24 protein-coding genes and 1 pseudogene are annotated in these 21,215 nt (G+C 74.8%); 13 read left to right on the top strand and 12 right to left on the bottom strand.

Features of this window, described 5'->3' with window-relative positions; translation table 11 throughout:
* Positions 1-104 precede the first annotated feature (104 nt).
* Complete coding sequence (locus AB0637_RS11650; protein WP_366172327.1) at positions 105-998, top strand: alpha/beta fold hydrolase; 894 nt, start codon at positions 105-107, stop codon at positions 996-998.
* Here AB0637_RS11650 and AB0637_RS11645 read toward each other — a convergent pair.
* Genes AB0637_RS11645 through AB0637_RS11630 form a run of 4 tightly spaced genes read right to left on the bottom strand, consistent with a single transcriptional unit; the run spans position 979 to position 5,181 of the window.
* Positions 979-1,905, bottom strand: coding sequence for a manganese catalase family protein (locus AB0637_RS11645; RefSeq protein WP_366172323.1), 927 nt, complete (start codon positions 1,903-1,905; stop codon positions 979-981). The two genes, AB0637_RS11650 and AB0637_RS11645, sit on opposite strands and share 20 nt — an antisense overlap.
* 12 nt (positions 1,906-1,917) lie before the next feature.
* Complete coding sequence (locus tag AB0637_RS11640; protein WP_366172322.1) at positions 1,918-3,051, bottom strand: FUSC family protein; 1,134 nt, start codon at positions 3,049-3,051, stop codon at positions 1,918-1,920.
* Positions 3,052-3,074: 23 nt separating this feature from the next.
* Positions 3,075-4,271 (bottom strand): zinc-dependent alcohol dehydrogenase, encoded by a 1,197-nt coding sequence (locus tag AB0637_RS11635; RefSeq protein WP_366172321.1) that lies wholly within the window; start codon positions 4,269-4,271, stop codon positions 3,075-3,077.
* A 37-nt stretch (positions 4,272-4,308) separates the two neighbouring features.
* A complete protein-coding gene (locus AB0637_RS11630) occupies positions 4,309-5,181 on the bottom strand; it encodes a Rieske (2Fe-2S) protein (RefSeq protein WP_366172320.1) in 873 nt (290 codons plus the stop codon).
* A 117-nt stretch (positions 5,182-5,298) separates the two neighbouring features.
* On the opposite strand from AB0637_RS11630, the gene AB0637_RS11625 reads away from it, so the two are divergent.
* A complete protein-coding gene (locus AB0637_RS11625) occupies positions 5,299-6,342 on the top strand; it encodes an NAD-dependent epimerase/dehydratase family protein (RefSeq protein ID WP_366172318.1) in 1,044 nt (347 codons plus the stop codon).
* On the opposite strand, the gene AB0637_RS11620 is transcribed toward AB0637_RS11625, so the two are convergent.
* Positions 6,225-6,971, bottom strand: a complete 747-nt coding sequence (locus AB0637_RS11620) for a sigma-70 family RNA polymerase sigma factor (protein WP_366172317.1) — start codon at positions 6,969-6,971, stop codon at positions 6,225-6,227. The genes AB0637_RS11625 and AB0637_RS11620 overlap by 118 nt on opposite strands.
* Before the next feature lie 167 nt (positions 6,972-7,138).
* Between AB0637_RS11620 and AB0637_RS11615 the strand changes: the two genes are divergently transcribed.
* Positions 7,139-7,303 (top strand): hypothetical protein, encoded by a 165-nt coding sequence (locus AB0637_RS11615; RefSeq protein ID WP_366172315.1) that lies wholly within the window; start codon positions 7,139-7,141, stop codon positions 7,301-7,303.
* A 99-nt stretch (positions 7,304-7,402) separates the two neighbouring features.
* Here AB0637_RS11615 and AB0637_RS11610 read toward each other — a convergent pair.
* Positions 7,403-7,717, bottom strand: a pseudogene (locus AB0637_RS11610) (DUF3140 domain-containing protein); the annotation flags it as partial.
* 173 nt (positions 7,718-7,890) lie between these two features.
* Here AB0637_RS11610 and AB0637_RS11605 point away from each other — a divergent pair.
* Positions 7,891-8,784, top strand: a complete 894-nt coding sequence (locus tag AB0637_RS11605; RefSeq protein WP_366172326.1) for an SDR family oxidoreductase — start codon at positions 7,891-7,893, stop codon at positions 8,782-8,784.
* Between the two features lie 55 nt (positions 8,785-8,839).
* Here AB0637_RS11605 and AB0637_RS11600 read toward each other — a convergent pair whose 3' ends face one another.
* From AB0637_RS11600 to AB0637_RS11590, 3 genes are all read right to left on the bottom strand, one after another.
* Entirely contained in the window at positions 8,840-9,982 is a 1,143-nt protein-coding gene (locus tag AB0637_RS11600; protein ID WP_366172314.1) for a DUF6596 domain-containing protein, read from the bottom strand.
* 4 nt (positions 9,983-9,986) lie between these two features.
* A complete protein-coding gene (locus AB0637_RS11595; protein ID WP_366172313.1) occupies positions 9,987-10,394 on the bottom strand; it encodes a YciI family protein in 408 nt (135 codons plus the stop codon).
* 104 nt (positions 10,395-10,498) lie between these two features.
* Positions 10,499-12,628: a bifunctional diguanylate cyclase/phosphodiesterase gene (locus AB0637_RS11590; protein WP_366172312.1), complete on the bottom strand. Its 2,130-nt coding sequence runs from the start codon at positions 12,626-12,628 to the stop codon at positions 10,499-10,501.
* Positions 12,629-12,747: 119 nt separating this feature from the next.
* On the opposite strand from AB0637_RS11590, the gene AB0637_RS11585 reads away from it, so the two are divergent.
* Positions 12,748-13,095 carry a hypothetical protein gene (locus AB0637_RS11585; protein WP_366172311.1) on the top strand — a complete coding sequence of 116 codons (348 nt, stop codon included), beginning with the start codon at positions 12,748-12,750 and terminating at the stop codon, positions 13,093-13,095.
* A 155-nt stretch (positions 13,096-13,250) separates the two neighbouring features.
* On the opposite strand, the gene AB0637_RS11580 is transcribed toward AB0637_RS11585, so the two are convergent.
* Positions 13,251-13,631, bottom strand: coding sequence for a LuxR C-terminal-related transcriptional regulator (locus AB0637_RS11580; protein WP_366172310.1), 381 nt, complete (start codon positions 13,629-13,631; stop codon positions 13,251-13,253).
* Positions 13,632-13,760: 129 nt separating this feature from the next.
* Here AB0637_RS11580 and AB0637_RS11575 point away from each other — a divergent pair, with 129 nt between their 5' ends.
* Positions 13,761-14,807, top strand: a complete 1,047-nt coding sequence (locus AB0637_RS11575) for a LacI family DNA-binding transcriptional regulator (RefSeq protein ID WP_366172309.1) — start codon at positions 13,761-13,763, stop codon at positions 14,805-14,807.
* Here the strand turns inward: AB0637_RS11575 and AB0637_RS11570 are convergent.
* Positions 14,747-15,604, bottom strand: a complete 858-nt coding sequence (locus AB0637_RS11570) for an endo alpha-1,4 polygalactosaminidase (RefSeq protein ID WP_366172307.1) — start codon at positions 15,602-15,604, stop codon at positions 14,747-14,749. The genes AB0637_RS11575 and AB0637_RS11570 overlap by 61 nt on opposite strands.
* Positions 15,605-15,665: 61 nt before the next feature.
* Between AB0637_RS11570 and AB0637_RS11565 the strand changes: the two genes are divergently transcribed.
* On the top strand, positions 15,666-16,766 hold the full coding sequence (locus tag AB0637_RS11565) for a hypothetical protein (protein ID WP_366172306.1): 1,101 nt from the start codon (positions 15,666-15,668) through the stop codon (positions 16,764-16,766).
* Here AB0637_RS11565 and AB0637_RS11560 read toward each other — a convergent pair.
* On the bottom strand, positions 16,757-17,578 hold the full coding sequence (locus AB0637_RS11560) for a helix-turn-helix domain-containing protein (protein WP_366172304.1): 822 nt from the start codon (positions 17,576-17,578) through the stop codon (positions 16,757-16,759). The two genes, AB0637_RS11565 and AB0637_RS11560, sit on opposite strands and share 10 nt — an antisense overlap.
* A 60-nt stretch (positions 17,579-17,638) precedes the next feature.
* Between AB0637_RS11560 and AB0637_RS11555 the strand changes: the two genes are divergently transcribed.
* The 6 genes from AB0637_RS11555 to AB0637_RS11530 are packed head-to-tail and all read left to right on the top strand — an operon-like array spanning position 17,639 to position 21,211.
* Positions 17,639-18,118, top strand: coding sequence for a VOC family protein (locus AB0637_RS11555; RefSeq protein WP_366172303.1), 480 nt, complete (start codon positions 17,639-17,641; stop codon positions 18,116-18,118).
* A gap of 52 nt (positions 18,119-18,170) precedes the next feature.
* Complete coding sequence (locus tag AB0637_RS11550; RefSeq protein WP_366172302.1) at positions 18,171-18,410, top strand: hypothetical protein; 240 nt, start codon at positions 18,171-18,173, stop codon at positions 18,408-18,410.
* The gene (locus tag AB0637_RS11545) at positions 18,410-19,330 is read left to right on the top strand and encodes an FAD:protein FMN transferase (protein WP_366172301.1); all 921 of its coding nucleotides are present in this window, start codon (positions 18,410-18,412) and stop codon (positions 19,328-19,330) included. The genes AB0637_RS11550 and AB0637_RS11545 overlap by 1 nt, the downstream gene beginning before the upstream one ends.
* The gene (locus AB0637_RS11540; protein ID WP_366172300.1) at positions 19,327-19,905 is read left to right on the top strand and encodes a ferric reductase-like transmembrane domain-containing protein; all 579 of its coding nucleotides are present in this window, start codon (positions 19,327-19,329) and stop codon (positions 19,903-19,905) included. The genes AB0637_RS11545 and AB0637_RS11540 overlap by 4 nt, the downstream gene beginning before the upstream one ends.
* Positions 19,905-20,999: an NADH-ubiquinone oxidoreductase-F iron-sulfur binding region domain-containing protein gene (locus AB0637_RS11535; protein WP_366172299.1), complete on the top strand. Its 1,095-nt coding sequence runs from the start codon at positions 19,905-19,907 to the stop codon at positions 20,997-20,999. The genes AB0637_RS11540 and AB0637_RS11535 overlap by 1 nt, the downstream gene beginning before the upstream one ends.
* Positions 20,996-21,211: a ferredoxin gene (locus AB0637_RS11530; protein ID WP_366172298.1), complete on the top strand. Its 216-nt coding sequence runs from the start codon at positions 20,996-20,998 to the stop codon at positions 21,209-21,211. The genes AB0637_RS11535 and AB0637_RS11530 overlap by 4 nt, the downstream gene beginning before the upstream one ends.
* Positions 21,212-21,215: the final 4 nt, after the last annotated feature.

Below are 21,215 nucleotides of genomic sequence, written 5' to 3'. Positions count from 1 at the left end.
TGGTCGCCACCATCGTGACCGGCCAGGCCCTACGTGCCCCAACGCCTCTGCCCCGGGGATGCGGTAGTTGCTCACGCCGCTACTGACAAGGCCTCACTGTGCGCATGGTGCTGTCCCACGTCAGCGTCCTCGGCCACCGCATGGCCTACCGGCGCTCCGGTTCCGGTCGACCGGTCGTGTTCCTTCACGGCAACCCCACGTCGTCGCGTCTGGTCCGGTGTCGTGGCGGGCCTGGCGGACGACCACGACTGCGTCGCCCTCGATCTCATGGGGATGGGGAGTCGGACAAGCTCTCCGGCACCGGGGACGACCGCTTTTCCTTCCACGAGCACGCCCGGTTCCTGGACGCCGGCCTCAGCGCGCTCGGGTTGGACCGGGACGTAGTCCTCGTCGGGCACGACTGGGGCGGTGTCCTCGCCGTGGACTGGGCGCGACGCCACTCCGACGCGGTCCGGGGCATCGCCCACCTCGAGGCCGGACTCGTCCCGGTCTCCTGGCGGGACGGCACCGGGCCGGACCCGGACCTGTTCGGCGCCCCTGCGCAGTGCGGACGGGGAACGGCTCGCCCTCCAGGGGAACGTCTTCGTCGACGTCGTCCTGCGGGCGGGCACGCTCCGCACGCTGACCCCGCAGGAGGTCGCGGCGTACCGCGCGCCGTTCGCGAGGTCGGGGGAGGACCGGCGGGCCGTCCTGGCCTGGGCCCGGCAGATCCCCATCGACGGCCACCCCGCCCGCGTCCACCGGACGGTGGAGGCCGGGGCGGCGTTCATGGCCGCGAGCGGGGTCCCGAAGCTGCTGGTGCGGGGGGAGTCGGGAGCCGTCGTGACCGGCGCCGTCCTCGTGCAGCTCCGGGCCTGGCCGCACCAGCAGGAAGTCGTGGTGCCGGGAACCCACTTCCTGCCCCACGACTCCCCGCGGGAGATCGCCGCCGCCCTGCGGGACTGGCTCGCGACGACCGTCGGGCCGTGACAGGCAGGGTCAGTGGTCGTCGCCCGTGAGGGCGTCCTTCACCTTCGTCACGACGTTCTGCGCTCCCTGCAAGTGCGCGCCGGCACCCGTGCCAGGCTTCCCCGGCCCGGCGTTCCCGTCGTAGGTGACGAACTGCAGGGGGTCGGGGGCGGGCAGCGTGCCGTCGTCGTCGGTCAGCGGGCGCAGTTCCTCGGTCCGGAACGGCTCACCGTCGACGAGGCTGCTCCCAGTGGCCCACAGGCCTTCGCCGGCTCGACTGCCGTCGGTGGACGTGTAGAACACGTGGGCGGCGTCGTGGTCCTCCCACTCCCCGTTGGACTGTTCGACCTCCGTCTCCACGAACCCGTCCGCGATGAGCATCTGGATGCCCAGCAGCCATTGCTGCTGGTGGTAGGTGTCGCGGGCCAGGTTGAAGGCGAGCATCTCCTTGACGCCGCGGTCGTCGGTCATGCCGGCGATGCGGCTCGTCATGAGCCGGCTCTGGGCCTCGGCGGCGACGTTGGAGCGGAAGTCGCTCAGCAGGTTGCCGCTCGCCACGATGTAACCGGCGTTCCACGGGTTCCCGAGGGAGTCGGTGGGGCGTGCCCCGCCACCCGAGACGATGGCGTGCTGGACGTTCTGCCCTCCCAGCACGGCCGCGAGGGCGGGGTTCGCCGCGGCGGCCTTGTCCGTGGCCTCACCGGGGGCGCCCTCGAGGAGGCGGGCCAACATGACGGTGAGCATCTCGACGTGCGAGATCTCCTCCGTCCCGATGTCCATGATCATGTCCTTGTACTTGCCGGGGACGCGGCAGTTCCACCCCTGGAACAGGTACTGCATCATGACGGTCATCTCACCGAACTGGCCGCCGAGGATCTCCTGGAACTTCGCGGCGAAGAGGGCGTCCGGCTTCTCCGGTCGGGCGGTGAACTGCAGTTCGCGGGTGTGCCTGTACACGGGGTACCTCTCTCAGTCGCGGGTTCGCCGTCGAGGGCGTCGTGCCCGCCACCTACCCGGGGCCCGCAGGCGCAAACGGGGGGCGACCGGCAGGTCGGGGTCCGGGCGGACCCACGGCGTCGGGACGACCGCCTCCTCGTCCTGGCTCCCGTCGGGGGTGTGCTCGGCCAGCGCGCCGAGGCAGCGGCGCAGCGCCGTCACCACCGCACCCGCCGTCTGCCGGTCGCGGTCGCCCGGGAACTGCGCCGCCGCCTCCGCCGCGGACAGGCGTTGCAACTCCTCGCGGAGGGCGGACCGGTCCCCGTCCTCCCGCACGACCCGCGCGAGCGCGGTGAGGACCTCGCTCGTGGGACCCCGCAGGGAGCGGGGGAGGGCGACCTCGTCCTCGCGCGGGGTCAGGGCCTCGACGAGCAGTTCCGTGAGTTCCTCCACCCGCCCGGCGAGGTTCTCCAGGGACACCCCCGTGACGTGCTGACGACGCACGTCCTCGACGTGCCGGCGGGCCCGGACGTTCCCCGCCAGCGACTCCTCGGTCTCCTCCCGGCTGCGCCGCAACGACTCGCGCACGGGGGCGACGGAGCGCAGGCGGTCGGCCCACTCCCGCGGTCCCGGCGGGTCGTCCCGGCGCAGCCCTTCCGCGAGGTCGTCGAGCTGGTCGGCCAGGGTCGTCGACAGCGTGTGCACGGCACGTCGGGACTGAGCCAGCGGCAGCGAGGGAAGCGCGGTGTTCACCGCGACCGCGACGCACCCGCCGAGCAGGGTGAGCGTCGTGTACCCGAGGGCGTACTGGACGGGGTGCTGCACCCCGACCACGAGGACGAACAACCCGACGGTGAGCACCCAGCTGCCCTGGTCGGCGAAGAACCGCCAGCCGGCCAGGAGGGTCGCGCAGAAAACCACGACCGGGACGACGAGCAGGTCGCGGCCGAGGACTTCGGCCGCGACCAGGGACAGCAGGGCCCCGCAGAGGATCGCGGCGACCGCCCGGGCGGAGTTCCGCACGGAACTGCGCACGGTCGAGTACGACCCGACCACGGCTCCCAGGGGGGCGAAGTACGGATAGGTGTCCGGGATCGACCCCGGCAGGGCGAGGGCGATGACCCAGGCGAGCGTGGCGGCGAGCGCGGTGCGCGCCGCCAGGCCCACCCGGGGACGGATGGCGAGGAACGTCAGGGTTCGAGCACGACCTTGATGCAGCCGTCCCGCTTCTCCTGGAACATCGCGTACGCCTCGGGCGCGTCCTCCAGGGGCACGCGGTGCGTCGTCAGGTCCGTCACGCCGAGCGGGTCGGCCGGGTCCTCCACGAGCGGCAGGAGGTCGTCGATCCACGCCTTGACGTTGCACTGGCCCATCCGCAACTGCAACTGCTTGTCGAACATGGTCATCATCGGCATCGGGTCCGCCTCGCCGCCGTAGACGCCGGACAGGGAGATCGTGCCCCCACGACGGACGGCGTCCACGGCGGTCCGCACGGCCCACAACCGGTCGATCCCACCGGTCTCCATCACCCTCTGCGCCAACCGGTCCGGGAGCAGCCCCACGGCGGTTTGCGCGGCCTTCGCGATCGCGCCCTCGGCCCCGCCGTGGGCCTCCATGCCCACGGCGTCCAGGACGGCGTCCGGTCCACGGCCGTCGGTGCGGTCGCGCAGCTGCGCGGGGACGTCGGCGCCCGCGTCGTCGGTGAGGTCGATGGCCGTGACGCCGTGCCGCTGCGCCATCGCCCGACGTTCGGGGACGGGGTCGACGGCGACGACGTCGTAGCCGAGGTGCCGGCCGATCCGAGCCGCGAACTGCCCGACGGGCCCCAGCCCGAGGACGGCGAGGGTGCCGCCCTCGGGGACGTCGGCGTACCGCACGCCCTGCCACGCGGTCGGCAGGACGTCGGAGAGGAACAGGTACCGGTCGTCGGGCAGGTCGTTCCCGACCTTGACCGGGTTGAAGTCCGCGTGCCGCACGCGCAGGTACTGCGCCTGCCCGCCGGGGACGGACCCGTAGAGGGACGTGTAGCCGTACAGCGCCGCGCCGCTGCCCTTCTCGCGCACCTGGGTGGTCTCGCACTGGGTCGTCAGACCCCGACGGCACATCCAGCAGTGGCCGCAGGAGATCGTGAAGGGCACCACGACGCGGTCGCCGACCGCGAGGTTCGTCACCTCCGGGCCGACGGCCTCCACGATCCCCATGGGTTCGTGCCCGAGGACGTCACCGCGGGCCAGGTACGGAGCCAGCACCTCGTAGAGGTGCAGGTCGGACCCGCAGATGGCGGTCGACGTGATCCGCACGACCGCGTCGGTGGGTTCGACGACCTCGGGGTCGGGCACGTCCTCGACGCGCACCGACCGCTTCCCCTGCCACGTCAGCGCTCTCACAGCGGTCCCCTGCCCCGTCGCGCGGCCGGCAAACCCCTCACAGCGGCGGACCGACGACGCGGGCCTGGACCCGGCCGTCCGCGACGCGGGTGGCGACCGTCGGCTGCGGGGCGGTGGCGGGGCCGTCGAGGACGTCCCCGTCGGCGAACCGGAACCGGCTCGCGTGCCACGGGCAGGTGATGGTGGTGGCCCCACCCGTCCCGGACACCTCGCCCTCGTGCAGGGCTGCTCCGAGGTGGGTGCACGTGTCCGTCAGGGCCAGCACCTCGTCGCCGCGGCGCAGCACGCACAGCGGGGCGTCGCCGATCCAGCGCTGCACCGGCCGGTCCTGCGGCAGGTCGGCGAGGGACCCGATGTCGGTGAACTCCCGGCCGTCCCCGGCGAGGTGGACGAGGTGCTCGGCGTGGTTCGGGCCCGCGGCCCACCGGTAGGCGAGGTGACCGCCGAGGGCACCGGCGGCACCGGCGACGAGGGTGCCGGCCGTGCGCAGCAGTCGCGCGTGCCGTCGCGCCAGCAACGACGCCGACCACAGCGTGGCCGCAACGGCGTTCCCGGCGGCGTGGACGATGGCGGTGCGCTGCTGGTCGGGGTGCAGGTCGACGTAGTCCGCCCAGCCCGCGAGGGCGGTCGGGGCGACGGTGGCCACGCTCACGGCCGCGAGCCCGCGCGCGGGGACGTCGAGGACGCGGCCGCCGGGCAGGAGCGAGGCGACGTCCAGGAGCAGCGCCGAGACGGAGGTCCCGACGGGGACCATCGCCAGCGCCGGGTGCGCCGGGTGACCGGCCGGCCGTCCGTGCAGGAGACCCCGCACGGCCCCACCGGGCAGGAGGCGGTCGGCGGTGTCCTTGGCTCGCGCGGCGAGCGGGTCGAGGGCCGTCCAGCGCGACGGTGCGTCGAAGAGGGAACTCATCAGGGGCATGGTCCCGTGCTACGCCCCACCTCCGTCGAGCGCGCGGTGGAACCGCGAGGTTTCCGGGACACGCCGCGGGGTAGTCGTCCAGGGAAACCGGACGAGAGGAGTTCGCCCATGAGGGTCGCCGTGACGGGTGCGACGGGGAACGTCGGGACCGCGTTGGTGCGCCGGCTGCGGGCCGCCGGGCACGACGTCGTCGGGATCTGCCGTCGCCTGCCGGAACCCGTCGGTCCCTGGGCCGATGTGCACTGGGTCCGGCAGGACGTCGCCGCCCCCGACGCCGTGCCGCGCCTCGTCGACGCCCTCCCCGGTGTCGACGCCGTCGTGCACACCGCCTGGCTCATCCAGCCCGCCCGGGACCCGCGGGAGATGGCGCGCGTGAACCTCACGGGCAGCGAGAACGTCGTGCGAGCCACGCTCACCGCCGGGGTCCCGCACCTCGTCCACCTGTCGTCGGTCGGGGCGTACGCGACGCACCCCACGGACGACGCGCGCGTCGACGAGTCCTGGCCGACGGACGGCATCTCCTCTTCGCAGTACTCGCGCGAGAAGGCCGTCGTGGAGGCGCACCTGGACGACGTCGAACGGGACCACCCGGAACTCGTCGTGACCCGCGTCCGCCCGGCGCTGGTGTTCCAGCGCGACGCGGGCAGCGAGATCGCCCGCTACTTCCTCGGGCCCTTCGTCCCGACCCGGTTGCTGCGTCGCGTCCCGTTGCCCGTGCTGCCCCTGCCCGAACGGCTCCGGTTCCAGGTGGTGCACGCCGACGACCTCGCGGACGCCCTGGCCCGCATCCTCGAACGGGTTCCCGGCGGCGCGTTCAACGTCGCCGACGAACCCGTGCTCCGGGCGCGGGACCTCGCGCTGGCGTTGAGTTCCCCGCGCCACGTCCCGGTGTCGCGCCGGCTCGTCCGGGCCGCGGCCGCGGCCACGTACCGGGCGCGACTGCACCCCGTCCAGCCCGGCTGGGTGGACCTGGGTTTCGGGGTTCCCGTCATGGACACCACCCGGGCGCGGGAGGAACTCGGGTGGCGTCCGGTTCACGCGGCCCGGGACGTCCTCGTCGAACTGCTCGACGGGATCCGCGACCACGCCGGGGCCCCGTCGGGCGCGTTGCGCCGGCGGACGGGCGTGGTGACCTCGCGCACCGGGACGTGAACCCCGAGGTGTCCCCGCAGTCGGCCGAGGATCGAGGTCAGGAGTCGGGAGACCTGCATCTGGCTGATGCCGAGGTCCGCCGCGATCTCCGACTGCGTGGCCTCGTCGTAGAAGCGCAGCGCGAGGATCCGTCGTTCCCGCTCGTCGAGCCCGGCCACGGCGCCCCTCAGGGACACGAGGTCGTCGACGGTGACGGTCGCGTCGGCCTCCCCCGCGACGTCGTGGCGGGGTACGTCCAGTGAGAGCGCGGAGTACGCGTTCGTGGCGCGGTGGACCTCACGGAGTTCGGCCAGGGTCGCCCCGAGCTTCTCGGCGACCTGGGTGTCGGTCAGACCCGTCGTGTCCTCGTGGACGAAACGCGTGCGCAGTTCCTGCAGGCGTCGGGGTGGGCGCACGGCCCACCCGTGGTCGCGGAAGTGGCGACGGATCTCCCCGGTGATGGTGGGGGTCGCGTAGGCGCCGAACTCGTGACCCTCGTCCTCGCGGAACCGGTCGGCGGCTTTGACCAGTCCGAGGTAGGCGACCTGTTCGAGGTCTTCGGTGGGTATCCCGCGGTGGCGGTACCGGGCGGCGAGCCCGCGAGCCAGGCCGAGGTTCGCCTCGACGAGGGCGTGACGTGTTGCTAGCACAGGTGGGTGCCTCCAAGCGTTCCTCTCGGACTGCCTGGGCGATCGCTGCTGCACCCGACGTTCTCACTCCACCACCGGTCAACGGGCCCGGCAACCGGAAGTCCTCCGACCGCGGGTCCGCCGAACCCGCCGGGCGGCGGGAGGGGAGCACCCCTACCGTCGGGGACATGAGCGAGAACATCCCCGAGAACCCCGGCCAGGAGAACCCCGGCAGCGAAGAGGCGGCGGAGTCCCCGGCCCTCGACGGCTACGGCAACGACACCGGCTTCGCCGAGGAGGCCGAGGACGCCGGGGACGCCGAACCCACCGACGGCGGGCGGGACCCCGCCTGATCAGGACCTGACGCGGACGCCGCCCGCCGGCCGCCCACCCCGCAGTGGGCGGCCGGCGGTCGGGGTGGACCGCGCGGTCCGCGGGGCGGCGGTCAGCCCTTCTCGGGGGTCGTGGCCCCAGTTCATGAGGGAGTAGCGCCACTTCGTGTCGGTGACGTCACCCTTCGGTCGTTGCTCCACGTGGCGGGCCACGTAGCCCACGACCTTCTGCATGTGCTCGTGGTCGTCGTCGCCGAGGTCGGCCTTCCCCGTCCGGAGGATCTCGACGATCCGACGACCCGACCGGTGGCCCACGGACTCGCCGTCCCCCACACCGACGGACTGCGACTCCTCGGTCTCGAGCCAGTCCTCCAGTTCCTTCGCCGTCATGTTCACGGCCTCGCCGAAGCGCTTCTCGACGTCCTGCTGGTCCATGGCCGCCAGCCTGCGGGTCCAGGAGGCGTCCCGCACCCGCGGGCGCGTGCCGTTTCCCGGGGCGAGAACTCCTCGTTCGATCCGTTCCCCGCGGTCGACGGTCGTTCCGTCGCGGGTGACCTCGCGCCACCTCCCGCGAGCGGTCCCCGCAGACGCTGCCTACGGTGAGTTTCGTGACCGACCAGTACACCTTCGCCAACCCCGTGACCCTCCACCACCAGGGGGGTTTCGCACCGCAGCCGCAGGACGGGCCCGGTCTGGCCTCCGAACTCTCGCCCCGCCCCGACCACGGTGAATCCACCTACCGCGGCACCGGTCGGCTGTCCGGCCGCAAGGCCCTCGTCACCGGCGCCGACTCCGGGATCGGCCGCGCGGCCGCCATCGCCTTCGCCCGTGAGGGCGCCGACGTCGTCCTCTCGTACCTGCCCGCCGAGGAGTCCGACGCCCGTGAGGTGGCCGACCTCGTCGAGGCCGCGGGCCGCAAGGCCGTCCTGGCCCCGGGGGACCTCACCGACGAGCAGTACACCCGCGGGCTCGTCGCGACCGCCGTCCGCGAGCTCGGTGGCCTCGACGCCCTCGCCGTCGTGGCGGGCAAGCAGCAGCACGCGGAGGACGTCGCCGACATCACGTCCGCGCAGTTCGACGAGACGATGCGCACCAACGTCCACTCGCTCTTCTGGCTCGTCCAGGAGGCCGTTCCGCACCTGCCCGCCGGGTCGACGATCGTCACGACGTCGTCGATCCAGGGGTACCAGCCCTCGCCGAACCTCGTGGACTACGCCACGACGAAGGCCGCGATCACCACGATGTCCCAGGCACTGGCCCAGCAGCTCGCCCCGAAGGGCATCCGGGTCAACGTGGTGGCCCCGGGTCCGGTCTGGACGCCGCTGCAGGTCGCCGGCGGCCAGCCCGACGACGCGATGCCGGAGTTCGGGACCTCGACCCCGCTGGGGCGTGCCGGTCAGCCGGCCGAGCTCGCACCCGCGTACGTGTTCCTCTCCTCGCCGGAGTCGAGCTACGTCGTCGGTGAGGTGCTCAACGTCAACGGGGGTATGCCCACGCCGTGACGTCCTCAGGGTGGCGCCGAGCGGAACGACCTGCGGGAGAGTGCCTGAACCCTGCTCAGTCCCGTGCGGAGTTCAACCGCGCCGCCTGCCGGACGAGGTGGTCCCGTTCCTGCGCGTTCGTCGCCCGCCGCGCCGCCTCGGCGTAGAGGTGGGCGGCGGTCGCGGTGTCGCCGCACTTCTCGTGCAGGTGCGCGGCGACGGCGTGGAAGCGGGGGAGGGAGTCCTCCAGACCGACGAGCGCTGCGAGTCCCGCCGCCCCGCCGTCGGTCTCCCCGACGGCGACGGCCCGGTTGAGCCGGACGACGGGGGAGTCGTCCAGACGCCGGAGTTCGTCGTACCACTCCACGATCTGCACCCAGTCGGTCTCCTCGGGCCGCCGGGCGTCGGCGTGCAGCGCCGCGATCGCGGCCTGCGCCTGGAACGGTCCCAGCCGGTCGCGGGCCAGGGCCTCCTGCAGGACGGCGACCCCTTCGGCGACGAGCGTGGTGTCCCACCGCCCGCGGTCCTGGCGGGCCAGCGGGACCAGCGCGCCGGCGGCGTCCGTGCGCGCGGGGCGCCGGGCGTGGTGCAGGAGCTGCAACGCCAGCAGTCCCGCGACCTCGGGGTGGGCGACGACGGCCGCGAGCTGCCGCGTCAACCGGATCGCCTCCGCCGCGAGGTCGACGTCGCCGGAGTACCCCTCGTTGAAGACGAGGTAGAGCACCCGCAGCACGGTCGCGACGTCCCCGCTCTCGCCCAGTCCGGCGCGGGCGACCGTCCGCTGGGCGCGGCTGATGCGTTGCGCCACGGTGGCCTCGGGCACCAGGTAGGCCTGCGCGATCTGCCGCGTCGTCAGACCGCCCACCGCCCGCAGGGTCAGCGCGACGGCCGAGGACGGGGTGAGCGCCGGGTGGGCGCACAGGAAGTACAACCGCAACGTGTCGTCGGTGCCGGAGGTCGGCCCGGGGACGGGTTCGGCCTCCCGGCGAACCTCCCGCCGCCGTCGGGCACCCTCCGCCCGGGTGGCGTCGACGAGGCGGCGCCACGACACCGTCACGAGCCAGGCCTTCGGGTCCCGCGGCGGGTCCTGCGGCCACGACCGCAGGGCGTCGAGCAGCCCTTCCTGGACGGCGTCCTCGGCCTCGCCGAACGCGGCGCCGCGGCGGACGAGGACCGTCAGCACCTCGGGGACGAGCCGCCGCAGCAGGTCCTCGTCCACCGGCTCACTCCGTGACGGTCGGCGCGGCGGTGAGGAAGGGGCGGACCTCCAGCCACTCGTGGATCGGGCGCCCGCCGGCCCCCGGAGCGGCGGACAGCTCGCCGGCCAGTTCCACGGCCCGGTCCCAGCTGTCGACGTCGACCACCATCCACCCCGCGACGAGGTCCTTGGTCTCGGCGAAGGGCCCGTCGGTGACCGGCGGCCGGCCCTCACCGTCGTAGCGGACCCACGCACCGCCGGGGGAGAGGGCCTGCCCGTCGACGTACTCGCCGCTCGCCCGGAGGCGGTCGGCGAACTCCTCCATGTACTGCAGGTGCGCGGTGACCTCCTCGGGGGTCCAACGGTCCATCGGCACGTCGTTCACCGCCGTCGGCGCGCCCCGGTAGTGCTTGAGCAACAGGTGCTTGGCCATCGTCCGTCTCCTCCGTCGAGCTCCCGGCGGCCCTGGTGGCCGTCGCGCACCCTGGGTCGGAGCCGGCAGCGAGTCCTCGACATCCCGTGCTCGACATCCTCTCCTCAGACGGCGGCGGCGGGCACCCGCTGGTGCGCCTGCAGCCACCGGAGGAACTCCGCCGCCGGCACCGGGCGGGAGTGCAGGTACCCCTGCGACTCGTCGCAACCCAGCTCGCGCAGCAGGTCCAGCGTCGCCGGGTCCTCGACACCCTCGGCGACGACGCGCAGCCCGAGGTGGTGGGCCAGCTCGACGGTCCCCGCGACGATGGCGGCGATGCGCTCGTCGGCGAGCGCCCGGGAGGTGAACGTGCGGTCGATCTTCAGCTCGTCGGCGGGCAGGTTCGCCAGGTAGGCCAGGGAGGAGTAGCCCGTCCCGAAGTCGTCGATGCTGAGGGAGAAGCCCCGCGCGGTGATGTCCTGGCACGTCACGAGCGCCCGTTCGGGGTCGTTCATGAGCGAGGTCTCGGTGACCTCCACGACGACGTGGGCCGGGTCCGCGCCGCCGGCGACGAGCTCGTCGAGCAGCGGCAGCAGTCCGGGGTCGGACAGGTGCGTGCTGGAGAGGTTGAAGGACAGGCGCAGGTCGTGGCCGTCGCGGCGCCACTGCATGAGGTCCTCGGTGGCGCGGCGGGCGACGAGGGCCGTGAGCGCGGGCATGAGCCGGCGTTCCTCGAGGACGTCGAGGAACGCACCCGGCGCGAGCAGCCCCAGGCGCGGGTGCTGCCAGCGGACGAGGGCCTCGCAGCCCACGACGACGCCGGCCGCCGACAGCTGCGGCTGGTAGTGCACCTCGAACTGACCGGCGGCCTCGGCGGGGGCGTCGGGCCCGAGCGCGGCGTGCAGGTCGTCGGACAGCGCGAGCCGCTGGCGCCAGGCCCGGTCGGCGGCGTCGTCGTGGACGGCCACGCCCTGGCCGGCGGCCTTGGCCGCGTACATGGCGGCGTCGGCGCGTCGCAGCAGCTCGGTCCCCGACAGGGGGTCCGCGCCGGTGGAGGTCGCGACGCCGACGCTGGCCCCGACCTCGATCGCGGCGAGCATGGCGCCGGCGGTGCGGACGACGTCGTCCGTGCCGCAGCCCGGCAGGATGGCGGCGAACTCGTCCCCGCCCAGGCGCGCCAGGACCGCACCGGGCGGCAGCACCTGCTCCAGCCGCACGGCCGTGGCGGCGAGCAGCTCGTCACCGACGGCGTGACCGTGCTGGTCGTTGACCTCCTTGAAGCGGTCGAGGTCCAGCAGCAGCACGCCGAACCCGGCCCCGGTCCGCGACTGCAGGCCGAGGCGGCGCAGGAACTCGCGGCGGTTGGCCAGGCCGGTGAGGTCGTCGGTGCCGGCCTGGCGCAGGGCGCGGTCGTGGTCGGCGAGGTCGCGGACCAGCCGCACGAGGCGGACCGAGGACCCGGCGATGGCGAGGGTGCCGAAGGCGAGCGCCCAGTGGGTCGGGGCCACGTGCAGGCCGGCGCCGGCGACGGCGGCCAGGCCCAGCACGAGCCCGACGGAGCTCGCCACGGGCACGGCGACGGCGGAGGGGTGCTCGCGGACGATCTGCTTGGGGTGGAACAGCGACAGCGCGCCGTACGCCGCCGCGAGCACCATCCAGGAGACCCACGCGGCCACCACGACGGCGGTGCGCGGGCCGAGGAAGACGTACAGGAGCTGGGTGGTCAGCACGAGGAGGACGGCCAGCGCGACCCCGCGCGCCCGCCCGCGGACCTGGCGCGGCAGGCGCCAGGCGGCGACGACGAGCGCCCCGAGCACCACCCCGAAGGAGCAGACGTGCAGCCAGCGGAGCTGCTCGGCCAGGCCTGCCGTCCCGTCCGGGACCGCGACCACGACGTTGACGACGCCGGTGAGACCGAGGATGCAGCTCACGCCCACGAGCCAGTCGACGCGACCGGCGGGCCGCGACTTCTCCCGCAGCTGCATCCAGAGGGCGACACCCCGGTAGAGGTGGAAGCTCGCCACCGTGCTGGCCAGCCGCAGCGGCAGCGCGAGCCACAACCCGCTGCTGCCGACGCTGCTGCCGGCGACCACGACGACGGTCTCGAGGGAGCTGGCCCCGGTCAGCAGCGCGAAGGCCGCGACGTAGTGGCGCCAGGTGGCGCGCGCCGTCGTCTCGCGGCGCATGCGACGCACGAGCAGCACGAGGGCCGCGGCGACGGCGAGCGTGCGCAGCACGATGAGCACGGACAGCATGCGACGCTCCTTCCGGGGGCGGGTGGGCTCTCGTCCCGTCGTCGGCACCCGACCGGTCCCGCGTGATCGGCCGAACGGGTCGGGGTGCGGGATCGGGTCCCGTCCAGCACGCTGCCGGGGTGACACAGCACGCGGAGAGACAGCAGGACGACAGGCACGGGCAGGTCGACCACGAGGAGGCGGGTGCCTGGGGTGGCACCGGGTACGTGCGGCGGGAACCGGACCCGGCGGTGGTGCGGTGGTGGCAGGCGCTACCGGACGGGACGCGGGCCGAGCTGGCCGGTCTTCGACCGGGGCAGGTGCTGCCGCGGGAGGCGGCGCGTGCGCTGCAGGAGATCGGTGTGGTGTCGCCGGAGGTCGTGGTGACCGAGGGCGGTCACCGGGTCCGCCGCGGGATCGCCTCGCGGGACGTGGTGTCGACCGTCCTGCTGGCCCGGCTCACCCACTCGGAGCGCCGGCTCGTCTGAGCGGACGTGATCACGGTCGGCCCCCAGACCCTGGGCCCCGTGGTGCCGCTGCCCCACCAGTAGTCTGCGGTCGTGTCTAGAACACCTCTGTCTAGAGGACGCCGCCAAGATCACGGAAAGGCATTTCCCAGGCTTTCCGCGGACGGCTGCCGAAATCACAGCAATCCGTCGCGTCGAGCGTGCTCCACCGCCGCGCGCGTGCTGGTGACGCCGTACTTGCGCCGGGCCCCCACGAGGTGCTGGCTGACCGTGTTGACCGCCACGCCGAGGACCGCCGCCGTCTCCGCTGCGGTCAGCCCCGTCCCCACCAGGCGCAGCGCCTGCTCCTCGCGGGGCGTGAGACGCACTGCGCGAGAGCCGTTCTGCTCGTCCAGGACGTCGGGACGACGACCCGTCAGTCGGTCGAACGCCTCCTCCGTGAGGCAGACCAACGGGGTGTCGTCGACCACGAGCCGCACCACGCCCTCGACCTTGGCCCGCGTGGCCAGGTCGTCGAGGCCCACCGCGCCGTGTCCGTGCTCGTCGTGCGAGGTCATCGCGCAATCGCTCCTGCTCGGGCCAGACTGTCCTCGGACGTTATCTTTGTGGGCGCTAACAGGCAAACCCTCTCAGGTCAGGCGGTGTGAATGGGCGTGAATCCGCACCGCGTCCACCGAGCGGCGAGCATGGCCGACGTCGCACGCCGCGCCGGCGTCTCGGCCCAGACCGTCTCGCGCGTCGTCAACGACCGTCCGCACGTCGACGCCGCGACCCGGGCGCGGGTCCTGGAGGCCCTCGAGCACCTGGGGTACCGCCGCAACCAGGCCGCGGTGTCCCTGGCCACCGGCAGCTACCGGACCATCGGCGTCGTCGCCTCCACGCTCACGACGCACGGGGCGGTCCTCGCCCTCGACGGGATGACCGAGGAGGTGGCGCGGCACGGCTGGTCCCTGGCCCTGTCGCCGCTGCGGACGCCGACGCTGGGGGCCGTCTCCGAGGCGCTCACCTCCCTCGTCGGCGCCGGGGTCGACGCCGTCGTCCTCGGGGTCGAGACCGAGCTCATGCGGGCCCTGCCCGCCCGCTCGCTCGTGCCTGGGCTGCCCGTCGTCGTCATGGACGGGGACGGCGCCACGGAGCTGCCGGCCGCCGACAGCGATCCCGCCCCCGGCCTGCTCGCCGCGATGGGCCACCTGTTCGACCTCGGGCACCGGCAGCTGCGGCACCTCGCCGGCCCCCCGGACAGCGCGACGGCCTGGCGGCGGCGGGAGCTGTGGAGCACGTTCTGCACCGAGCACGGGCTGGACGTCGTCGAGCCGTTGGTCACGGACTGGAGCTCGGCCTCCGGGGTGCTCGCCGGTCGCGAACTCCTGCGCACCGACCGCACCGCCACGGCCGTCGTGGCCGCCAACGACCAGGTCGCCCTCGGCTTCGTGCGCGCCTGCGCCGACGCCGGAGTCCGCGTCCCCGACGACGTGAGCGTCGTGGGCTTCGACGACGTCGAGTACGCCGATGTCGCCGTGCCCCGGCTCAGCACCGTCCGCCACGACCTGCGGGAGGTGGGGCGACGCGCGGTCCGCCAGCTCCTGCACGACCTCGGCGTCCTGCCCCAGGCGCCGGAGTTCCCCGTCCCGAGCGAGTTCGTGCTGCGCGAGAGCACGGCCCCGCCGGCCCCTCAGCAGTGGTCGAACTCGTACCCGGGCACCCCGCGCGGCAGCAGCTCGCGGTCCCGGTAGAGGACCGAGACCGTCCCGCCGCGGGCGGCGCACGCGGCCTCGAAGGGTTCGCGGCCGTCGTCGGCGTACTCGACCTCGACGACGTGGTCGCCGTGGACGGCGGTGTACTCGTCGCACTCCGCGAAGAGCTGGCAGCTCTCGGCCACCGCGAAGTCGAACCCGGCCGTGCGGGCCTGCTCGGACGAGGTCTGCGGGGTGTTCTTCTGGGCGTACGCCAGGCCTCGCGCGTGGGCGCGCGCCGACAGCAGGGCCGAGTACGCGTAGGCGTCGTCCATCGTCAGCGCGTCGTCGCTGCGGGTGGCCGAGTCGAGGTTGTCGGCCTCCACGGCCGCGAACCCCGCGTCCGCGCAACCGTCGATCCACGCCCCGACGACCTGCGCCAGGCCCGCCCGCGCGGTGGGCGTCGAGGTGTCGAGCAGGAACTCCCCGGGCCAGCCGGGGTCCTGCACGAGGGACCCCTCGACACGCAGCAGCAGGTCCGGGTGCTCCTGCAGCCAGGTGCCGGTCTCGTCGGGCTGGGTCTGGAACGCGTTGACGTAGCAGACCGAGTAGAGCCCCGGGCCGGGCGCGGCCGTGCGGTCGCGCACCACGACCCGGACGTCGGCGGCGGGCGGGTACGCCCCGCCGAGCTGGTAGTCGGCGACGGCCCCCGGTGGGGGCAGGGTCACCGCGCGCGGGCTCGACGGCACGGCGGGCGCGGCGGAGGGGGGTGCGGGACCCGCGGGGGACGCCGTGCACGCGGTGAGCAGCCCGAGCAGGACCAGCCCGGGGAACCGGGCCGTCACCACCGTGCGCACGACCCCATCCTGCCCTCCCGTGGATGCTCACGACCCGCGGTCAGGACCTACGCTCAGGACGGTGCCGAAGAAGAAGAAGCCCCGGGGTCACCCGGCCCGTCAGCCCGCCGCCGGGAACCAGCTCTCGCCCCTGCGGGCCGGAGGTCGCGTCCTGGGCGACCTGCAGGTGCCGTTCCGGCGGTTCCTGGAGGCCGAACGCGAGCAGGACGAGGAGCAGGACCCCACGGACCTGCCCGTCGAGGACCTCGAGGCCCGGCTCATGGAGTCCCTGGGCTGGCTCGTCCTGAGCTTGGAGGTCGACCTCGTCCCGGCCGCCGCGCGCTCGTTCGAGCCCGGCGACCTCGCGGAGCTGTTCACCGAGATCGTGCCCGCCGTCGCCGAGCACAACGACCTCGACGCACAGGAACTCGTCGACGAGACGCGGCTCGCGTGGACGTCGTACCTCATGTTCCTGGGCGAGTCCGAGCAGTGGACCGGCGAACCGGAGGCGCTCGCGGACTGCCTCGACGTCGCCTCCGGCGGGGTGGCCGGCGCGGTCGCGGGCCAGGGCAGCGTGCTCGACGCCCTCACCGCCGCCGAGGCAGCGGTGCCCCTGGCCGACCGGCTGGAGGACCTGCAGGCGCTCGCCGTCGTGGCCGCCTTCCTCGCCGCGGTCGACGAGCTGGCCGCGGGCGTCGACCTCGCCGGGTCCGAGCTCACCGACGGTCCCGCGGTGGAGGCGCTGCGCTCCCGGCTGGTCGACGTGCCCGAGGTGGACCCGGTCGCGCTGCTGCTGGACCTGGTCGCCGACGAGGTGCTCGTCGTGCAGGACGGGCGCACCGCCGTCCCGGACGCCGCCGACCCCGAACGTCGCTACCAGGTCGGCACGTTCTTCCTGGCCTCGCTCGTGACGGGGGTCCTGGCGGCCTGCCCGTCGCCCGCCGCGATCGTCGCGGCCCTGTCCGTCGTCACCAGCGCGGTGCTGCAGCCCATGACGACGGGCGAGGTCCGCGGGTACCTGGAGGAGAGCGGGGAGGAGGGCGAACTGCCCGCGACGCAGGAGGTCCTGCGCCGCCTCGTGGACCTCGGGGTGCTCTCCCCGGTGGAACCGTGGACGGCCCGCCCCGGGACCGCGGGCGCCGTGCTCGACGTCGTCGACGGGTTCTTCCGCGCTCAGGAGTGACGGCCCACCTCCGGGCGACCCGCCTCCCGGCGGTACGCGCTGGGGGCGGTGCCCAGGACCCGCCGGAACTCGCGGGTGAGGTGGCCGTGGTCGGCGTAGCCGAGGTCGGCCGCGATGGTCGCGAGGTCCGCGCCGGGATCGGTCCGGACCCGCTCGGCGGCCTCCTGCAGCCGTCGCCGGCGCACGACCGCGGCGGGGGCCAACCCGACGTAGCGCCGGGCCAGCCGTTGCAGGGTGCGGGGCGAGCGCGCCAGCCGGGCCGCGACGTCCTCGACCCGCACCAGGCCCGGGTCCGCCTCGACGAGGGCCACGAACGCGTTGGCCGTCAGCGCGTCCGCCCCGACCGTCCCGACGCGCTCGAGCACGAACCGCGCCAGGACGGCGACGGCGCGCTCGTGCCGGTCGGGCGCCGTCGAGGTCATCGCGGCGGTGACCTCCCTCACGAGGTCGGGTTCCTCGAGCCGCCGGTACCGGTCGCGCTCGGCCGCCGGGTCCGGGGTGAAGGCGGGGACGGCCGCGGGCTGCAGGAGGGCACCGACGGCCCAGCCCCGGCCCCGCAGGTCCTGGTGGGAGGCGCGCGTCGTCGGGCCCGCGAACCCCGTGAAGCCGCCCTCCCGGGAGTCGACGACGAGGTTGCAGCCGGGGTAGCCGACGACGTGCTGGCGCGAGACGCGGCCCGCGTCGACGTGCCACTCCGGGATCCAGAACCAGCGCACGAGGTCCGCCGCCTCGGCGGGCGCCGGCACGCGCGTGAACGTCGGCAACCGGGCCGGGTGCAGGACGCCACGGGTGGGGTGCGGCGGGAGGCTCACGCCCCCATCGTGGCGCGAACGTCCAAGCGGTCGCGCACACCGGGGCACCAGGCTGGGCGCATGACCACTGGAGAGCACACGACGAACGGCGTCCCGCACGGCCTGACGAGCCTCACCCCCTTCCTGGCGGTGCCCCGCGCGGCGGAGGCGGTCGCCTTCTACCGGGACGTGTTCGGGGCGCGCGTCGTCGACGTCACCGAGGTGGGTGGCGTCGTCGTCCACGCCGACCTCGACTTCGGCAACGGCCACCTGCAGGTCGGGGAACCGAACCCCGAGTACCACCTCGTGCCCGGTCCGGCGGGGGAGGACGACTGCGTCTCCCTGGGCCTGTACTGCGCCGACGCGGACGCCGTCGTGGCGCGGGCCGAGGCGGCGGGGGCGACCGTGCGCGAACCGCTGACCGACTTCGTCTCCGGGGACCGGTTCGCGAGCGTCCGCGACCCCTTCGGCGTGCGGTGGTCGGTGATGACCCGGACGGTCGACCTCTCGGAGGAGGAGAGCGCCCGCCGGGTGCGGGATTGGGCGGCCTCGCTGGGCTGACCCACAGCCGGTTCCTGGGGTGGGGCGAGCCGGGCCGCGCACGCTGAGCGGCATGGGAACGACACGGGCGCGGTGGATCACCGCAGGGGTGGTGGTGGGCGGGGTCGTGGCCACCGCCGGCGCGACGGCCGCCTTCGCCACGACGAGCAGCACGGACACATCGGGCACGAGCGCGGGCACGAGCACGAGTTCCACCACGACCACGGACCAGGGGTCGTCGGGCTGGGCCCCCGGAACGTCGGGCACGTCGGCCGGGTCGGGGTCCGGCGCGGCCACCTCGGGCGGTTCGTGATGCCGCTCACCGAGACCCTGCCCGTCACCGAGGCGGTCGCGCAGTGGGACGTCTGGGGCACGACGGCCCGCCTCGTGGTCGAGGACCCCGCGGGCCTGCCGGCCGCGCGCGGGATCGTCGTCTCGGAGTTGTCCCGCGTCGACGACGCGTGCAACCGGTTCCGCCCCGACAGCGAGCTGTCCCGCCTGCCCGCGGACCGCTGGACGGAGGTCTCGCCCACCCTGGCCGACCTGCTGGCCGAGGCCCTGCGCGCCGCCGAGCGCACCGACGGGGACGTCGACCCGACGCTGGGCGACGCGATGTGCGCCCTCGGCTACGACCGTCCCCTCGCGCAGTTCTCGCTGTCCGGCGCCGCCGGGCCGCTGGCGGTGCGGGTCGTGACGCGCGGACGGCGGGACTGGCGGGACGTCGAGCTGGTAGGGAGCCGGGTGCGCGTCCCCGCGGACGTCCACCTCGACCTCGGGGCCACCGCGAAGGCCGTCGCCGCCGACCGGGCCGCGCGCCTCGTCGCCGACCGCCTCGGGACCGGCGTCCTCCTCGCCCTCGGCGGCGACGTCGCGACCGCGGGGCCGGACCGGCGCTGGGAGGTGCTCGTCAGCGACGGGCCCGGGGAACCCGCGCAGGTCGTCGCGCTCCCGGCCGGGGGTGCGCTCGCGACGTCCAGCACCCGGTCGCGCCGGTGGCGCCACGGCACCCGCGAGGTGCACCACGTCCTGGACCCGCGGACGCTGCTGCCGGCCGACCCCGTGTGGCGCACGGTGTCCGTCGCCGCGGACAGCTGCGTCGAGGCCAACACGGCCAGCACGGCGGCGCTGGTGCGCGGCCGGGCGGCGCTCGGCTGGTTCGCCGCCGCGGGGGTCAGCGCGCGGTGCGTGAGCGCCGACGGGACCGTCCGGACGACGGGGCGGTGGCCGGCGTGAGCTCCGAACTGCTCTGGGCGCTGTCGCGCGCCAGCGGCCTCGTCCTGCTGCCGTTGTTCACCCTCGTCGTCGTCCTCGGCGTCCTGGCCCACGGCGGCCGCCGGCTCGGCCGCTCGCCCCGCGTCGTGACGCCGCTGGTCCACCGCGCCCTGGCGCTCGCGGCGCTGGGGTTCCTCCTCCTGCACGTCGGGAGCGTCGTCGCGGACTCCTTCGTCGACGTCCCGCTGCTCGCCGTCGTCGTGCCCTTCAGCGCCGGGTACGAGCGGTTCTGGACGGGGCTGGGCACCGTGGCGGTGCTCCTGCTCGTCGCGGTCGTGGCCACGAGCCTGGCCCGCGTCCGGCTGGGCCGGCGCGTGTGGCGGGCCGTGCACGCCCTCGCCTGGCCGTTCCTCGCCGTCAGCCTCGCCCACGCGCTCGGCGTCGGCACCGACACCCGCACGCCCTGGGGCCTCGCGCTCGCGACCGCCTGCGTCGGCGCCGTCGTCGCGGCCGTCGTGGCCGGTCGCCGCCGCGACCGCTGGCGCCCCGCCGACCCCGTCCGCCGTCCCTCCGTCCTGCAGGAGAGTCCCCGGTGATGCTCACCACCAGCCCCGACCGTCCCGCCGGCACCGCCGGTGTGCCCGACCTGATCGACCGGTTGCGGCGCAGCGGGTTGCAGGGTCGAGGCGGGGCCGCCCGCCCCGTCGCGGCCGAGCTCGACCGCGTCCGGGCGGCCGGACCCGGCGGGGTCGTCGTCGTCAACGGCGTGGAGGGGGAGCCCCTCTCGCGCAAGGACGCGACCCTGCTCACCACCGTCCCGCACCTCGTCCTCGACGGCGCCGTCGCGGCCGCCACGACGGTCGGGGCTCCCGACGTCGTCGTCTGCGCGGCCGCCGGGCCGGGGCTCGAGGCCGTGCGCCGGGCCGCCGGGGAGCGGGGCGGGGTCGACGGCCCCGTCCACGTGCACGTGGTGGCGGCCGCCCCCGGGTTCGTCGCCGGGCAGGAGTCGGCCGTCGTCGCCCACCTCGACGGGTTCGCGGCCCGGCCGCGGGGCACGGGTGTCCCGTTGTGGCGCAGCGGTCTGGCGGGCCGCCCCACGGTGGTCAAGAACGTCGAGACCCTGGCCCGGACCGGTCTGCTGGCCCGGCACGGGCACCAGCCGGACACCGTCCTGCTGACCCTCGCCACGGCCGCCGGACCCCGGGTCCTGGAGGTGCCGGCGGGTTCCGCGCTCGACGTCGTGCTCGACCGCGAGGGCGTCGCGACCGGGGCCGGGGTGCTGCTCGGCGGCTACCACGGGACGTGGACCCCATCCGACGTGACGGTCCCGCTGACGGTCGACGCGGTCCGCGCGGGCGTCGTGCGACCGCTCCTCGCGGGGGAGTGCCCCCTCGCCGTCACGGCCGTCGTCGTCGGGCACCTGGCCGCGGCGTCGGTCCGCCAGTGCGGTCCCTGCACCTTCGGGCTGCCGCGGCTGCACCAGCTGACCCTCGCCCTGGCCGCCGGGCGCCTCGACGCCGACGGGGTGCACGAGCTGCGCCGCACCGTCGGCCTCCTGGTGGACCGCGGGGCCTGCCGGCACCCCGACGCCTCGGCCCGCACGGTGGCCAGCGCGCTCACCGCCTTCCCGGCGGAGGTGGCGGCCCACCGGCGCGGGGCGTGCCTGGCCGCCCGGGCGGTGGCGGCGTGACCGAGCTGCGCATCGACTTCGCCGCGTGCGACGGGCACGGCGCGTGCACCGACCTGCTGCCGGACCTGCTCGTCGCCGACGACTGGGGCTTCCCGGCCGTCCGCGGCGGGGGACGGCGCGCCGTCGTCCCGGACGGACTGCTGGCGCGGGCGCGGGAGGCCGAACGGCTCTGCCCCGTCCTCGCGCTGCGCCTGGGGTCCTCGCGGGGTTAGCGTC

Source organism: Kineococcus sp. NPDC059986 (genome assembly GCF_040702905.1).
Classification (GTDB): domain Bacteria; phylum Actinomycetota; class Actinomycetes; order Actinomycetales; family Kineococcaceae; genus Kineococcus.
The sequence above is the reverse complement of the archived record's forward strand: the minus strand, read 5'-3'. Positions and strand labels throughout refer to the sequence as shown.